16 protein-coding genes are annotated in these 15063 nt (G+C 73.0%); 7 read left to right on the top strand and 9 right to left on the bottom strand.

What is annotated here, in order from left to right; translation table 11 throughout:
- Nucleotides 1–24: 24 nt before the first annotated feature.
- The 3 genes from DEJ46_RS04085 to DEJ46_RS04075 form a co-directional block, all read right to left on the bottom strand.
- Complete coding sequence (locus tag DEJ46_RS04085; protein WP_141294039.1) at nt 25–255, bottom strand: hypothetical protein; 231 nt, start codon at nt 253–255, stop codon at nt 25–27.
- Nucleotides 256–269: 14 nt separating this feature from the next.
- Entirely contained in the window at nt 270–977 is a 708-nt protein-coding gene (locus tag DEJ46_RS04080; protein WP_150264209.1) for an alpha/beta fold hydrolase, read from the bottom strand.
- Nucleotides 978–1083: 106 nt separating this feature from the next.
- Nucleotides 1084–2379 (bottom strand): MFS transporter, encoded by a 1296-nt coding sequence (locus tag DEJ46_RS04075; RefSeq protein ID WP_223834492.1) that lies wholly within the window; start codon nt 2377–2379, stop codon nt 1084–1086.
- Between the two features lie 156 nt (nt 2380–2535).
- On the opposite strand from DEJ46_RS04075, the gene DEJ46_RS04070 reads away from it, so the two are divergent.
- The 3 genes from DEJ46_RS04070 to DEJ46_RS04060 all read left to right on the top strand — a co-directional run bounded on the left by DEJ46_RS04070 (nt 2536) and on the right by DEJ46_RS04060 (nt 5274).
- Entirely contained in the window at nt 2536–3603 is a 1068-nt protein-coding gene (locus tag DEJ46_RS04070) for a LacI family DNA-binding transcriptional regulator (RefSeq protein ID WP_150264208.1), read from the top strand.
- Nucleotides 3604–3620: 17 nt separating this feature from the next.
- On the top strand, nt 3621–3890 hold the full coding sequence (locus DEJ46_RS04065) for a hypothetical protein (protein WP_150264207.1): 270 nt from the start codon (nt 3621–3623) through the stop codon (nt 3888–3890).
- A 196-nt stretch (nt 3891–4086) separates the two neighbouring features.
- Nucleotides 4087–5274, top strand: coding sequence for a thiolase family protein (locus DEJ46_RS04060; RefSeq protein WP_150264206.1), 1188 nt, complete (start codon nt 4087–4089; stop codon nt 5272–5274).
- Between the two features lie 85 nt (nt 5275–5359).
- On the opposite strand, the gene trxA is transcribed toward DEJ46_RS04060, so the two are convergent.
- A complete protein-coding gene (gene trxA, locus DEJ46_RS04055) occupies nt 5360–5725 on the bottom strand; it encodes a thioredoxin (RefSeq protein ID WP_150264205.1) in 366 nt (121 codons plus the stop codon).
- A gap of 114 nt (nt 5726–5839) precedes the next feature.
- Between trxA and DEJ46_RS04050 the strand changes: the two genes are divergently transcribed.
- Nucleotides 5840–7279 (top strand): dihydrolipoyl dehydrogenase family protein, encoded by a 1440-nt coding sequence (locus tag DEJ46_RS04050; protein WP_150264204.1) that lies wholly within the window; start codon nt 5840–5842, stop codon nt 7277–7279.
- Between the two features lie 7 nt (nt 7280–7286).
- Here DEJ46_RS04050 and DEJ46_RS04045 read toward each other — a convergent pair whose 3' ends face one another.
- Nucleotides 7287–7922, bottom strand: coding sequence for a TetR/AcrR family transcriptional regulator (locus tag DEJ46_RS04045; protein ID WP_150274073.1), 636 nt, complete (start codon nt 7920–7922; stop codon nt 7287–7289).
- A 189-nt stretch (nt 7923–8111) separates the two neighbouring features.
- Between DEJ46_RS04045 and DEJ46_RS04040 the strand changes: the two genes are divergently transcribed.
- Nucleotides 8112–9521 carry a purine-cytosine permease family protein gene (locus DEJ46_RS04040; RefSeq protein WP_150264203.1) on the top strand — a complete coding sequence of 470 codons (1410 nt, stop codon included), beginning with the start codon at nt 8112–8114 and terminating at the stop codon, nt 9519–9521.
- Between the two features lie 69 nt (nt 9522–9590).
- Complete coding sequence (locus tag DEJ46_RS04035) at nt 9591–11255, top strand: amidohydrolase (RefSeq protein ID WP_150264202.1); 1665 nt, start codon at nt 9591–9593, stop codon at nt 11253–11255.
- A 13-nt stretch (nt 11256–11268) separates the two neighbouring features.
- Here the strand turns inward: DEJ46_RS04035 and DEJ46_RS04030 are convergent, their stop codons facing one another.
- From DEJ46_RS04030 to DEJ46_RS04015, 4 genes are all read right to left on the bottom strand, one after another.
- Nucleotides 11269–12207, bottom strand: a complete 939-nt coding sequence (locus DEJ46_RS04030; RefSeq protein ID WP_150264201.1) for a F510_1955 family glycosylhydrolase — start codon at nt 12205–12207, stop codon at nt 11269–11271.
- Between the two features lie 90 nt (nt 12208–12297).
- Entirely contained in the window at nt 12298–12960 is a 663-nt protein-coding gene (locus DEJ46_RS04025; RefSeq protein ID WP_150264200.1) for a DUF305 domain-containing protein, read from the bottom strand.
- A 115-nt stretch (nt 12961–13075) separates the two neighbouring features.
- Entirely contained in the window at nt 13076–13468 is a 393-nt protein-coding gene (locus tag DEJ46_RS04020) for a DUF6153 family protein (RefSeq protein WP_150264199.1), read from the bottom strand.
- A gap of 144 nt (nt 13469–13612) precedes the next feature.
- Nucleotides 13613–13984 (bottom strand): tetratricopeptide repeat protein, encoded by a 372-nt coding sequence (locus DEJ46_RS04015; RefSeq protein ID WP_411757809.1) that lies wholly within the window; start codon nt 13982–13984, stop codon nt 13613–13615.
- Nucleotides 13985–14060: 76 nt separating this feature from the next.
- Between DEJ46_RS04015 and DEJ46_RS04010 the strand changes: the two genes are divergently transcribed.
- Nucleotides 14061–15026, top strand: coding sequence for a pirin family protein (locus DEJ46_RS04010; RefSeq protein ID WP_150264197.1), 966 nt, complete (start codon nt 14061–14063; stop codon nt 15024–15026).
- Nucleotides 15027–15063 lie beyond the last annotated feature (37 nt).

Raw genomic sequence — 15063 nt, 5'->3', positions numbered from 1 at the left:
GACGGGCGCCACTCAACGGTTCGGTCAACTGTCGTACGCGGCTGTGACATAGACGGTGCGTGGAGGGAGATGTTCCATGACCATCACCACCGTCCCGGTCTCGATCCGCTCCTTCGGCGACGCGGGGTAGGCGAGGAAGTGCTCGGCCCCGCCCCGGATCCGGACGATCACCTCGCCGACGAGGCCGGGCCCGATCACGCCGGTCACCCGGCCCAGCAGGCCCACCATCGAGGAGTCCATCGACGCTTCGTCCATGGATCAACGGTACGTCAGATCCAGCCGTCCAGCGCGGACATGAACCCGTCGAGGTCGTCCCGGTGGATCGTGTGACCGGCGCCCGCGACGGTACGGACGGTGAAGCCGCGACCCTCCAGCATCGCGGCGTCCTCGGGCGAGATCAGCACGCTCGGATCGGCGAGCGTGACCAGGGACGGAACGGCGGGCCGGGCCGGCCACATGTCCGTACCGGTGACGTCGGCCAGGCCGTAAGCCGACCGCTCGTCCCAGACGCGTACCGACGCCAACTCGGTGTCGAGATCCTCGTCCGACCACCGCGGGTTGAACCCCCTCACGAGGTCCCGGGAGAAGGACTTGGCCCGGACGAAGAGCTCCGGCACGTACCCGTCGGGACCGCACTTCAGATGCCAGGCGGGATCCGAGTACACCGCGCGCGCCGGCGCGAGCCGCTCCACGGCCCGCGCCAGGGCGAGCCCGCCGAGCGAGTGCCCGACGGCCAGTTCGGCTCCGGCGGGTAGGCTCTCGACGAGGTCGTCGGCGTAGTCCTCGGGCCGGTACTCCCCGGGTCCCGCCGCCCGGGCGCTCGCCCCGTGCCCCCGCAGGTCCACGGCCACGACCCGGTAGCCCCGCGAGGCGAGGGCCGGTCCGACCCGCCGCCAGGTGCGGTGGTCGGCCATGAGGCCGTGGACGAGCAGGGCTGTCCGGTCACCGGATCCCCATGTGGTGGTGTGCAGGCGCACGGTGCTGCCTCTCCGAGTGGTGCGACGGGTACGGGGGCGCCCCGCGGATCAGGGGCGTCGGCACGCCCTGATCCGCCGGACACCCCCGGGCGGCACCGATCGTCGGTCAGCGCACGCCGCGGATGGGGCGCACGGCGAGCGCGCCGAGCACCGACAGTACGGCCGCCACGACGAACAGGGCCGTGTATCCGCCACCGCTCAGCGAGACGACGAGCGAGGCGACGAACGGGGCGATGACCTGCGGTCCGGCGTTGGCGATGTTGAGCACGCCCATGTCGCGGGCCGCGTCCTCGGCCTTGGGCAGCACCATCGTCACCAGCGCGGTGTCGACGGCCATGTAGCAGCCGAAGCCGAGACCGTTGACGACCGAGAAGGCGAGCATCGCGGTCCAGCTGGTCGAGACGGCCGGGATGACCAGGGCCACGGCGGCGAGTGCGGCCGAGGCGCCGACGAAGAGCTTGCGGCGGTCGTAGCGGTCGGACAGCCAGCCGCCGAGCACGGTCGAGACCACCATCGCGACCGAGTTGAGCGGCATGAGGATGGCCACGGCCTCCTCGGCGGAGAGCCCGGCGGGCAGCTCGGTGTGGTCCTTGAGGATGTACAGCTGGAATCCGGCCACGGCGAAGTAGCCGAGGACCAGCAGAGCCCGGCCGATGAAGGCCCATCGGAAGTCGTGGTCCTTGAGTGCGCTGCCGAAGGCCGCGATCTGCTGCCTGACCGGCAGAGGAGCCTTCGGGGGCATGCGCTGCTCGCGGGCGCAGGCGCTGAACAGCACGGCGGTGCCGGCGACGATCGCGCCGAAGACGAGGTAGCCGGTGCGGTAGTTCTCGGAGAAGGCAGCGCCGACGAGGGCGCCGATCGTCGAGCCGATCGGCAGACCGAGGCCCACGGCCGCCGAGGCCTTGCCGCGCGCGTCCATCGGGATCCGGTCGGGCACCACGGAGGTGATCGCCGCCTGGTAGATGTTCATGACGGCCTGGCCGAGACACCAGGCGATCGTGACCAGCAGGATCGTGTCGACGCTGCCGAGGAGCAGCATCACCGGCAGGGCGAGCAGACCGCCGCCCAGGATCCACGGGTTGCGCCGTCCGGACCGGTCCGAGAGCGCGCCCGCGACCGGGTTGAAGACGGTCGCGAAGATCGCGGATATACCGGCGACGAGGCCGAAGTTCGCCACCTTGTTCGCAGGGTCGATGTCCTCGATCTGGAGCGCGAGGAGCATCCCGCCGACGCCGATGTACAGGGTGTACATCGCCGAGTTCCCGGCGAGGAGCAGCGGCAGCAGGCCCCGCGTCGGCCTGCCGGTCGCGGGGGAGTCGGGGCCGGCCGTGCCGGATTCGGCGCCGCCGGTGCCGGTGCCGATGCCGGTTCCGGAGCCGGTTCCGGAGGAGGAAAGGGCCACAGTGCCCTCCTGGGAGAGATCGCCCGATGAGGGGGCGAGGAGCGGAATGAGCGGTAGAGTTACACGTGTCAGTGACACGTGTGAGCACTGTGTAGCACTCAAATCCGGCCATCCGCCAGACCCTGTGCCGGATTGTTCTGGAAAGATGCCGGAGCGATGAGCCACTCAACCGAACAGACCCCCGAACGCCCCACCGGCCAGGCGGTCCCCACCAGTGCCGACGTCGCGCGCCTCGCGGGCGTCTCGCGGGCCACCGTCTCGTACGTGCTGAACAACACCTCGGCCGTCCGGATCAGCGAGCCCACCCGGCGCCGGGTGCGCGAGGCGGCCGAGGAGCTGGGATACGTCCCCCACGCGGCGGCCCGCAGCCTGCGCGCCGGCCACAGCCGGATGGTGCTGCTGCCGAGCGCGCACATCCCGGTCGGACCGCTCTACAGCCAGTTCTTCAACGATCTCCAGTGGGAGCTGCGGCGCCTCGACTACACGGTGGTGCAGTACGGCAGCGTCGGCCTGAAGCCCGACGAGGCGGCCCGCGCCTGGGCCGAGCTGCGGCCGGTCGCCGTGGTCTCCCTCGGTGAGGTCGAGCTCACCGAGCAGGCGGTCGAGCTCCTCAAGCGCTCCGGGGCCCGTGCCGTGATCACGCTCGGCACGCAGCAGGTCCCGGGCACCCACTCCCTGGCCATGGACCAGGGCCGGATCGGCGAGGTCGCCGCCGCCCACCTGATCGAGAGCGGCCGGCGCCGGATCGGCGTCGTCGTCCCGGAGGAACCGGGCCTCGGGATGTTCTCGGGACCCCGGCTCGAAGGCGCCCGGCGCGCGGCCGAGGCCGCCGGCACCGCGGAGGCCGGCACCGCCGGCGCAGCAGGTGTCACCGTCGTACCCCTGCCCCTGCGGTACGACGAGGAGTCCGCGGGCGAACTGGCCGGACGGTGGCGCGAGCTCGGGCTCGACGCCGTGTTCGCCTACAACGACGAGTACGCGATGCTCCTGATGCGGGCGCTCCAGGACGCCGGGATCTCCGTACCGGAGGAGACCGCCGTCGTCGGTGCCGACGACCTGCTCCTCGGCCGGCTGCTGCGGCCGCGCCTGAGCACCGTCCACATCGACATGGTCCTCGGCCGCGAGCTGGCCGAGCTGGTCGACCGGGCCGTGCGGGACACGGACGTCCAGCCCCGCTCCCGCCGCCTCCTCGACTCGCGGGTCGTCCGGCGGGAGTCCAGTTGAGCGCTTAGCGTCGGTGCATGAGCACAGTTCCGAAGCGCTTCGAGATCCTGCTGGTGCCCGAGCACGTCGAGGACCGCGGCGGCGCGTCCGTGGAGGACAGCGCCGTCCGTACGGCCGTCGTCGAGGCCACCGGGCGGCGCGGCTCCTCCGGCTATCCGATCTACGAGGGACACGGCATCGTCGCCGACGTCGACCCGGAGACGCAGACGGTCGAGGCCCTGCTCGTCGACGGCCGCGAACTCGACTACGGCCTCACGGCCCTCGTCCGCCCGGCGGCGCGCGGCTGACGCGGCGCGCTCCCAGGGCGGCCCCGTCCTCGCGGCTGACCTGGCACTCTCCCGCGCGGGCCGGCTCCCGTCCGGCCGGAAGAGGCCCGTTGACACCGTGCGGCGACGGGCACAGACTCGGCGGCGCACGCCCGGAGACGAACGTCTCCGCACCAGGCGAACAGAGTCGTTCCGAAGGTCACGTGGGAGAGAACCGATGAGCATCCGCGACGTCTACATCGTCGACGCCGTCCGCACACCGATCGGGAAGTTCGGAGGCGCGCTCGCCGGGGTGCGCCCGGACGACCTCGCCGCCCACGTGGTGCGGTCCCTCGTCGACCGCTCGCCCGCGCTCGACCCGGCCCGCGTCGACGACGTCTACTTCGGCGACGCCAACGGCGCGGGCGAGGACAACCGCGACGTGGCCAGGATGGCCGTCCTGCTCGCCGGACTCCCCGTCAGCGTCCCCGGCGTCACCGTCAACCGCCTCTGCGGCTCCGGCATGGAGGCCGTCATCCAGGCGGCCCGCGCCATCGCGCTCGGCGACGCCTCCGTCGCCATCGCCGGCGGCGTCGAGTCCATGTCCCGCGCCCCGTGGGTCCTGCAGAAGCCGGAGCGGGCCTTTCCCGCCGGTCACCAGCAGCTCCACTCGACGACCCTCGGCTGGCGCATGACCAACCCTAGGATGCCGGCCGAGTGGACGGTCTCCCTCGGCGAGGGCGCGGAGCTCGTCGCCGACAAGCACGGCCTCACCCGCGACCAGCAGGACACCTTCGCGCTCGCCAGCCACCGCAAGGCGGCCGAGGCGTGGGCGAAGGGGCTGTACGACGACGAGGTCGTCCCGTACGCGGGCGTGGACCTGACCCGGGACGAGTGCATCCGCGACACGACCTCCATGGAGGCGCTCGCCAAGCTCAAGCCCTCCTTCCGCCCCACGGGCGGCACGGTCACGGCGGGCAACTCCTCCCCACTCAACGACGGCGCGGCGGCCCTGCTCCTGGTGGACGAGGACGGACTGCGCGAGACGGGCCGCGAGCCGCTCGCCCGCATCCGCACGTCGGCCGTCACCGGTATCGAGCCCCAGCTCTTCGGCCTCGGCCCGGTCGCGGCGGTCCGGCGGGCCCTGGAGAAGGCGGGACGTTCCTTCGGCGACCTCACGGCCTTCGAGCTCAACGAGGCCTTCGCGGCCCAGGCCCTCGGCTGCCTCGCCGAATGGCCGGAACTCGATCCCGAGATCGTGAACCCGCGCGGCGGCGCCGTCGCCATCGGCCACCCGCTGGGCGCCTCGGGCGCCCGGCTCGCCGGATCCGTGGCGCACCAGCTCGCCGCGGCCGGCTCGGGCACGGGCCTCGCGGCGCTCTGCATCGGCGTGGGCCAGGGCCTGGCACTGGTCCTGGAGCGCTGACCCCGCGCACGTCCGCCCGCGCACGTACGCGAGAGGGGTACGGGAGGCTCTCCCGTACCCCTCTCGACCCTTCGGCGTCACGGGGTCACTGCTGCTGAGCGGCCTCCACCGACTTGCGGACCTCGTCCATGTCCAGCCGGCGTGCCTGCCCGATGACGTCCTCCAGGGCGGCCTCCGGCAGGGCACCCGGCTGCGCGAAGATCGCCACGTTGTCACGGACGATCATCAGCGTCGGAATCGACTGGATCTCGAAGGCGGCGGCCAGCTCCTGCTGGGCCTCGGTGTCCACCTTCGCGAAGACCAGGTCCTGGTGCCGCTCGGAGGCGGCCTCGAAGACCGGGCCGAACTGACGGCAGGGACCGCACCACGAAGCCCAGAAGTCGATCAGGACGAATTCGTTCCCGCTGACGATCTCGTCGAAGTTGTCCTTGGTGAGCTCTACGGTGCTCATACCTGCCTACCTTTCGGGTCTCCTGGCGGTGTCCTCACGGTCCCCTGGGGACTCGCCCGGCACAACGGCGTATCGAGCCGCGCTATTCCGGGCCCCTGGCAGCAGACTGGGATCATGACGCGAGCGGTGGAAGAGAGCACGTACGACGTGGTGGTCCTCGGAGCCGGACCGGTGGGCGAGAACCTCGCCGACCGGGTGCGGGCGGCCGGGCTCACCGCAGCGATCGTCGAGAGCGAGCTGATCGGCGGCGAGTGCTCGTACTGGGCGTGCATGCCCAGCAAGGCGCTCCTGCGCCCCGCGCTCGCCCGCTCCGACGCCCGCAAGGTCGCCGGACTGCGCGAGTCGGTCTACGGCCCGCTCGACGCCCTTGAGGTCCTCCGCCACCGGGACACCGTCGTCGGGCACTGGAAGGACGACGGCCAGGTCGACTGGCTGGATTCGATCGGCGTACGGCTCTTCCGGGGCCACGGCCGCCTCGCCGGGCCCCGCCGGGTCGCCGTCGCGGGCCCCGAGGGGGACGAGCACGTCCTGACCGCCCGGCACGCGGTCGCCGTCTGCACCGGCAGCCGCGCCGTCCTCCCCGAACTGCCCGGCCTGCCCGGGGCCAGGCCCTGGACCAGCCGTGAGGCGACCAGCTCCGACCGGGTGCCCGCGCGGCTGACCGTGGTCGGCGGGGGAGTGGTCGGCGTGGAGATGGCCACGGCCTGGCAGGCCCTCGGGGCGAAGGTCACCCTGCTGGTACGGGGCGGGGGCCTGCTGCCCCGGATGGAGCCGTTCGTCGGCGAGCGGGTCGCCGCGGCCCTCACCACACGCGGGGCGGACATCCGCACGGGTGCCCGGGTCGCCGCGGTGGTACGCGACGGGGGCACCGGCCCGGTGACCGTGGTCCTGGAGGGCGGCGACCACGTCGAGGGCGACGAGGTGCTCTTCGCGACCGGCCGGGCCCCGCGCACCGAGGACCTCGGCCTGGAGACGGTCGGCCTGGCACCGGGCTCCTGGCTCGACGTCGACGACAGCCTCCGGGTCACCGGCAGCGACTGGCTCTACGCGGTCGGGGACGTCAACCACCGGGCGCTCCTGACCCACCAGGGCAAGTACCAGGCCCGGATCGCCGGCGCCGCCATCGCGGCCCGCGCGCGGGGCACCGAGCCGCTGGACGGAGGAAGCTGGAGCGCCCACACGGCCACCGCCGACCACGCCGCCGTGCCGCAGGTGGTGTTCTGCGACCCCGAGGCGGCGGCCGTCGGGCTCACCCTGGCCGCGGCCGAGCGGGCCGGTCACCGGGTCCGGGCCGTCGACGTCGACATGCGGCAGGTGGCCGGGGCCGGGCTCTACGCCCAGGGCTACGGGGGACAGGCGCGGATGGTCGTCGACCTCGACCGGGAGGTCGTCCTCGGCGCGTCCTTCGTCGGCCCGGGGATCGGTGAACTCCTCCACTCGGCGACGGTCGCCGTCGTGGGCGAGGTCCCGATCGCCCGGCTCTGGCACGCCGTACCGTCGTACCCGACCCTGAGCGAGGCGTGGCTGCGCCTCCTGGAGGCCTACCGGGGCTGACGAGCCATCACATCGCTTCTGTTCGCGGCGTGTCGGGGGCGTACGGGGCGACGAGCAGCCGTGCCGCCGCGCGTGCCGCCTCCAGCGCGGGCCGCGCGTCCCGGCCGGACTCCTGGCCCAGGACGACTCGGGTGCTCAACCCGTCGAGCAGGGCCAGGAGTTCGGAGGCCCGGGCGGTGGCGTCGAGCGGTGCGAAGCGCCGCCGGGCGACCCCCGCCGCGAGCAGGGTCTCCAGGTCCTCCTGCCAGCCCCGGTCCAGCGCTTCCTGGGCCTCGCGCAGCGCGGTGTTGCCGGGGGTGCGGGCCCAGAGCTCGATCCACAGCGTCCAGCGGGGGTCGCGGGGCCCGCGCGGCAGGTAGAGCCGCAGGAAGAGGTCGAGCTTGCGCTCGGCCGGGATCCGCCGGGCCAGCAGGGCGCCGCGCTCCCCGGTGAGTGCGGCCTCGCTCCAGCGGAGGGCGGCGAGCAGCAGCAGGTCCTTGCTGCCGAAGTAGTACAGGATGTGGCCGCCGCTCGTCCCGAGCCGCTCCGCGAGCGCGGACATGGTGAGCGAGGCGAGGCCCTCCTCGGCGATCACCGCCATGGCCTCCTCCAGCATCCGCTCCTGGGTGACGTTCCCGTCCCGCCGTCGTGCCGCCCCTGCCACCGCCGCCATCCCCCGATCCGGGTACTGATCCGCATGCCGATCCGCGTACCGATCCGTGTCCCATGGTCCCGCTGTCCGTGGGGTCGACCTTAACCGCAACCTGCGAAGGTCTTGACGTGGCCTGAATCCATCGCCCATCTTGAATGCCGTTCTAAGACTTAGAACGGCATTCAAGACAGGAGTGCGGTCGTGATCGGACACGAGACGGCGCCCGGGACCACGGGGACCACGGGCCGGGACGAGGTGTTCCAGATCGAGGAGCACGGGATCGACCCCATCCCCGACGCCGAACGGCACGGCAGCGCCAAGGACGTCTTCTGGCTCTGGTTCGGCTCGAACCTCACCTTCACGTACGTCATCAACGGCGCCCTCGCCGTCGCCTTCGGCCTCTCCTTCTGGCAGGCCACCGCCGTCGTCGTGCTCGGCGGCCTCTCCTTCCTCGCGATCGGCGCGGCCGGCCTCAGCGGCGTGCGCACCGGCACCGCGACCCTCGTGATCTCCCGGGCGGCCTTCGGCGTCCGCGGCAACTGGCCGGCCGGTCTGCTCAACTGGATCGTCAGCATCGGCTACACCGTCGTGAACACCGTGGTCGGCACCCTCGCACTCGAAGCCTTCTTCGCCGACCTCGGCTGGCACGGCGGACACCTCCCCCGGGCCCTGGCCCTCGCCGTCACCCTCACGCTGACCTTCGCCATCGCCCTCTGGGGCCACGCCACCGTCCAGTTCGCCGAACGCTGGATGGCGTACGTCCTCGCCGTCGGCTTCGCCGCGCTCCTCGTCCTCGTCCTGCCCGGCGCCGACACGTCGGCCCCCGCCGCCGCGCCCGGCGCCGCCGGCTGGAGCATCGCCTTCGTCGTCATGCTCGCCGGCCCCTTCTCGTACGTCCCCATGCCCGCCGACTACACCCGGTACCTGCCCCGCACCACCTCCCTGAAGGCCGTCACCCTCAGCGGCGCGCTCGGCGGCTTCCTCTCCTCCGTCGCCCTGGGCGTCGCCGGTGTGGCCGCCGCGACGCAGGTGGACATGACCGACGCGGTGGCGGGCACCGAGAGCCTGCTCCCCGGCTGGTTCCAGCCCCTCTTCCTCGCCCTCGTCCTCGGCGGCTCGGTCACCAACTCGATCATCACGCTCTACTCGTCGAGCCTGAACCTCCAGGTCCTCGGCATACCGTGGAGCCGCGCCCGCGCCATCGTCATCAGCGCCGCGGTGACCGCGGCCGGCTCCCTCGGCGCCCTCTTCCTCACCGACTTCACCACCTCGCTCCTCTCCTTCCTCTCCCTCCTGATCATCGTCTTCGCCCCCTGGGGCGGGGTCTTCCTCGCCGACATGGTGCTCCGCCGCTGCGCGTACGACTCCGCCGCGCTGCACCTGCGCGAGGGCGGCGCCTACTGGTACCGCTCCGGCTGGCACCCGGCCGGCATGACCGCGCTCCTCGCGGGCCTCCTCTTCTCCGCGCTCACCTGCGACTCGGAGCTCTGGACCGGCCCGCTCGTCGCCCCCCTCGGAGGCGCGGACCTCACCCTGCTCGGCGCGGTGGTCTCGGCCCTCGTGTACGTGCTCCTCGCGGGGAGGACCGTCGCGCCGGTACGCGGCGACTGAGCCCCGCCCGAACCCCTCGCAGATCCCTCGCACCCGCCCAGCGGTACGCACGTCACGGAGTCACCCCGCATGCACGACACCACGCCTTCGCCCGCCGATCTCGTCCTCACCGGCGCCCGGATCCACACCGTCGACCCCGCGCTCCCCGAGGCGCAGGCCCTCGCCGTCCGCGCCGGCCGCATCGTCTGGATCGGCTCCGACGCCGGAGCGGACTCCTGGACGGGCCCCGGCACCCGGGTGCTCGACGCCGCAGGGCGCCTCGTCCTGCCCGGCTTCGTCGACGCCCACAACCACGTCCGCCTCGGCTCGGACGACGCCTGCGTCCAGCTCGCGGGCGCCCGTACCCTCGACGCCGTCCACGCGCGCATCCGCACCTGGCACGAGGCGCACCCCGACGCCGAGTGGATCGAGGCCGAGGCCTTCGACTACTCGGCCGTCCCCGACGGGCGCATGCCCACCGCGGCCGACCTCGACCCGGCCACCGGCGACACCCCCGCCGTCGTCCTCAGCTACGACGTGCACACCGCCTGGCTCAACACCGCCGCCCTGCGGCGGCTCGGGGTCGACCGCGACCACACCGACCTGCCCTTCGGCCGGGCCGTGACCGACCCGGACACCGGCGAACCCACCGGATTCGTCAAGGACTTCGCGATCAAGGGCCTCTCCCGCGACGGCCACCGCGCGCTGCGCGAGCTCGGCGTGCCCTGGGCCTCGCCCGACCGGCAGTACGGCCGGCTCGCCAAGAGCCTGGACGACGCCATCGGCTACGGCATCACCACCGTCGTCGAGCCGCAGAACTCCCTCGACGACCTCGCCCTCTTCCAGCGAGCCCGCGCCGAGGGCCGGCTCCGCTCGCGGATCGTCGCCGCGCTCTTCCACCCGCGCGGCACGACCGACGAGGACCTGGACGCCTTCGAGACGGCGGCGAAGGAGTTCGCGGACGACCGGCTGCGCGTCGGCCCGCTCAAGCTGTACATCGACGACGTCGTCGAACCCCGCACGGCCGCCCTCCTGGAGCCGTACGCGGGCTGTGCCCACCACCGCGGCGACACCTTCTACCCGCCCGAGGAGTTCGCCGAGCTGCTCACCCGGCTGGACGCCCGCGGCTTCCAGTGCTTCGTCCACGCCACCGGCGACCGGGGCATCCGCACCGTCCTCGACGCCGTCGCCCGCGCCCGCGCCGCCAACGGTCCGCGCGACGCACGCCACCAGATCGTCCACGTCGAGTGCCTCGATCCGGCCGACACGCCCCGCTTCGCCGAGCTCGGCGTCGTCGCCTGCATGCAGCCCCGGCACGCCGCCCCCGACATCGCGGGCCCCGGCAAGGACTGGGCCGAGAACGTCGGCCCCGACCGCTGGCACAAGGCCTGGCCGCTGCGCAGCCTGCGCGACGCCAGGGCCGTCCTCGCGCTCTCCAGCGACTGGAACGTCGCCGAGATGGACCCCATGGTGGGCATCCACGCGGCCGTGACCCGCCGCCCGCCCGGCGGCGGGGAGAGCTGGACGGCGGGGGAGACGATCGACGTCGCCGCCGCCGTCGAGGGCTACACGATGGGCTCGGCGTACGCCAACTTCCTGGAGGACGAGCGGGGTTCGCTGACGGTGGGCAAGCTCGCCGACTTCGTCGTCCTCTCCCGGGACATCCTCCGCATCGCGCCCGAGGAGATCCCGGGCACGGTGGCGGAGACGGTCGTGGTGGGCGGCGAGGTGGTCGTGGAGCGACGCGCGGGGTGAGGCCCGCGCGGGGTCAGTGGCCTTCCTCCCCTCCGGTCACCGTGACCCGCCGCTCGAAGGTCCGCCCGCCGTCGCGCGACTCGTACACCCCGTCCTGGGTGGCGACGAGCAGCCGGCGGGCGTCCACGACGGTGAGCGCCTGCGGAGCCCCGCCCGGCACGGTCGAGACCCGGTCCCAGCGGATTCCGGAACCCGTCGCCGCACCCGGTGCTGCCCCAGCCCCAACCCCATTCCCCGTACCCGTACCCGTACCGCGGAAGAGGACCCCGCTCCGGTCGACGCCGAAGAGGGAGTCGGGGGCACCCCAGGAGACGTACGCGAGAACCTGACCCGTGCCGGGGGCGAAGGTCCTGCCACCGTCCGTGCTGCGGGCCACACCGGTCTCGGTGGTGGCGAGGACGGTGCCGGGGGCGGCGGGGGAGACGGCGATGTCGAGGGCGCGCAGCGCGGCCCGGTCCTCCCACGTGACGCCGTCGGGGCTGACCCGCAGGAGCCCGTTCGCGCTGTCGTATCCGTAGACCGTGGAGTCGGGCGCGGTGTCGAGGGAGTGGAAGTCCACCTCGCCGCCGAGCGACTTCTCGTGCCAGGTGCGTCCGGAGTCCGTCGACTCGATCAGGCCGAGGTCGGCGGGCCCGCCGGAGCCGGGGGCGGAGTGACCGCTCGCGAGGAAGGCGCCCGAGGAGGTGACCGTGAAGCCCATGAAGTCGTCCCTGCGGTCGCCGACCAGGGTCGGGCGCCCGGCCGAGTCCGGGGTGTGGACGCCGTCGTGGGTGGCGACGTAGAGGGTGTCGCCGCGCACCCCGAGTCCGTGGATGTGGCTCAGGGCGCCGGCGCCGGGGGAGTCGTCGGCGGCAGGGTCCTGCGAGCAGGCGGTCAGGGTGAGAGCGAGGGACAGGGCGAGCGCGGCGGCGGTGACGGTCGCGGCCGGGGGCCCGGAGAAGTACTTCTTCATCGTTCTTTCGCCGGAGGAGAGGAAGGGAGGAAGGCGCGGGGGCGGCGCGGCCGGCCCCGGTGGGGGACCGGCCGCGCCTCACGGACCGGGTCAGAGCCGGTCGAGGATCTTCCGCAGCTCGGCGATCTCGGTGGACTGGGTCCGGACGACGTCGTCGGCGAGCTTCTTCGCCGACGCGTTCCGCCCGTTCTTCTGCTCGTCCTCCGCCATCTCGACGGCACCGTCGTGATGGGCGATCATCAGCTCGGCGAACTTCCGGTCGAAGGCCTCGCCCTTGACGGCCGCCAGGTCCTTCATGTCCTGCTCGGACATCATCCCGGCCATGCCGTGACCGCTGCCGGAACCGTGACCGGCAGCGGCGGACTCAGGCTTGCCCCAGCCCTTGAGCCAGGCCTTCATCTTCTGGATCTCGGGGTCCTGCGCCTGCTCGATCGCGGCGACGAGCTTCTTGATCTGGGCGTCCTGGGCGCGGCCGTCGGCGAGCTTCGCCATCTCCAGGGCCTGCTCGTGGTGGGGGATCATCATCTGGGCGAACATGACGTCCGCGTCGTTGAAGGCCCCGGGGGCGGCGGCCTCGGCGGCGGCGGACGCGGTGGCAGGGGGCGTGGCGGAGGCCGTGGTGGGCTTCCCTCCGTGATCCATCCCGCTCATCCCGCCGTCCTCCGTGCCGCAGGCGGCGAGCAGGAGCGCGGTGGCGGTGACGGCGCCGGCGAGGGCGAACTTCTTGGCGGTGGCACGCGTGAAGGTGCGCATGGGAGTGATACCTCGTGTGCTGTCTGTCCGTACGGAACGGGTGCCCGTACAGGCGGAAAGGGGCAGGTCGAAGGCGTTCACGGGCAGCGCGGGGCGCCCGCGGTGGCGATACGGCCTAGATCCGCAGGATCGACAGCTGGGCGAGGTCGGGAGGTCTGCGCGGCGGCGCGTGGGGCCCGAGGGCGGGGACGAGCCGCGCGAGGACGACGGCGAGCCAGTCGGGACGTCGGGCCAGGGCGGCCCGGACGAGCCCGGCGAGGAGCCAGGCGCCGAGGACGGCCACGCACAGCGTGGTCATGTCCATCCCCGCACCGGGGTCGTGACGGGCGTCGGAGCCGCCGCCGTCGGAGACCGGCGCGCCGGTCTCCGGGGCGGTGTGGTGGGCGGCGGCGGAGGTCTCCGCCGTACCGCCCGAGCCCTCGGGGTGGCCGACCGCGTGCATCAGGAACACCCCGAGCGCGAGCACGACGACGAGCAGGAGGTGCGCGACGGCACCTCCTGCTCGCATGCCGCGCTTTCCGCGTGCTGCCCGACGTGTACGCAAGACCAGGACCTCCTGGCCCCGACCATACCGTGCCGGGGTATCAGAACCGCGTCAGTGCCGGCGCCGGTCGAGGGCGCCGGCATCGACCTCCGGAGGGGCAGGAGGGGGTCAGGAGGGGGTCTCGCCCGCCATCGCGGCGGCCATCCGCAGGTGCGGCGCGGCCTCGTCCGTGCGTCCCTGGCGCTCCAGGGTGCGCCCGAGCATCAGCCGGGCGTAGTGCTCGACCGGGTCGCGGTCCAGGACGGCCCGCAGCTCGGTCTCGGCCCGGGAGAGCTGCGCGGAGTGGTAGTAGGCCCGCGCGAGGAGCAGCCGCTGGGCCGTCTGCTCCGGGTGCTCGGCGACGAGGCCGCGCAGGATACGGACGGCGGTCGCGTACTCCTTCGCGTCGAAGAAGAACCGCGCGCGGTCCCAGCGTTCCCCGGCCGTTCCGAACTCGTAGTACGTGTCGCTCACTTGCTCTTCCCTTCCGGGTTCCCGGATCTGCCACTCTGTGTGACGGTCGACCAGGTCAACAAGCCTGGATGGTTGAACATTCCACTACGATTGGTTGAGCGTCATGAGCAATCTTGATCGTCAGGCCGCGTTGACGGTGTGCGGTGGCCGGGGCTTCGTCGTCGCCGAGCCGGTGCGGGAGCTGCTCAGCCCCCGCCGCGTCCAGCTCGGCGAGTCGACCGAGGTCCGCCGCCTCCTCCCCAACCTGGGCCGGCGCATGGTCGGAGCCTGGGCCTTCGTCGACCACTACGGCCCCGACGACATCGCCGACGAGCCGGGCATGCAGGTCCCGCCCCACCCGCACATGGGGCTCCAGACCGTGAGCTGGCTCCACGAGGGCGAGGTCCTGCACCGCGACTCCACCGGCAGCCTCCAGACGGTCCGCCCGCGCGAGCTCGGCCTGATGACCTCGGGCCGGGCGATCTCCCACTCGGAGGAGAGCCCCCGGCCGCACGCCCGCTTCCTCCACGGCGCGCAGCTCTGGGTCGCGCTCCCCGACGCGCACCGCCACGTGGAACCCCACTTCCAGCACCACGCCGAGCTGCCCCAGGTCACGGCCCCCGGCCTCACGGCCACGGTGATCCTCGGCGCCCTCGACGGCGCCGTCTCGCCAGGCACCACGTACTCCCCGCTGGTCGGCGCCGACCTCGCGCTGACGGCGGGCACCGAGACGAACCTCCCGCTGGACCCCGACTTCGAGTACGCGGTCCTGTCCATGTCGGGCGAGGCCGAGGTCGACGGCGTCCCTGTCCTGCCCGGCTCCATGCTGTACCTCGGCTGCGGCCGAACGGAGCTCCCCCTGCGCGCGGTGTCGGACGCGGGTCTGATGCTCCTCGGCGGCGAGCCGTTCGAGGAGGAGATCGTCATGTGGTGGAACTTCATCGGCCGTTCGAACGACGACATCGCACAGGCTCGTTCGGACTGGATGAACGGCTCCCGGTTCGGCGACGTGAAGGGCTACGACGGCGATCCGCTTCCGGCCCCCGACCTGCCCGCGACGCCGCTGAAGCCGCGGGGGAGGGTGCGCTGACGTGGGCTGATCCCTGGGCCGGAATGCGGTGCGGATG

It is taken from the genome of Streptomyces venezuelae (assembly GCF_008642375.1).
In the GTDB taxonomy this organism is placed as follows: domain Bacteria; phylum Actinomycetota; class Actinomycetes; order Streptomycetales; family Streptomycetaceae; genus Streptomyces; species Streptomyces venezuelae_G.
This window is presented reverse-complemented; position numbering and strand designations above follow the sequence as displayed.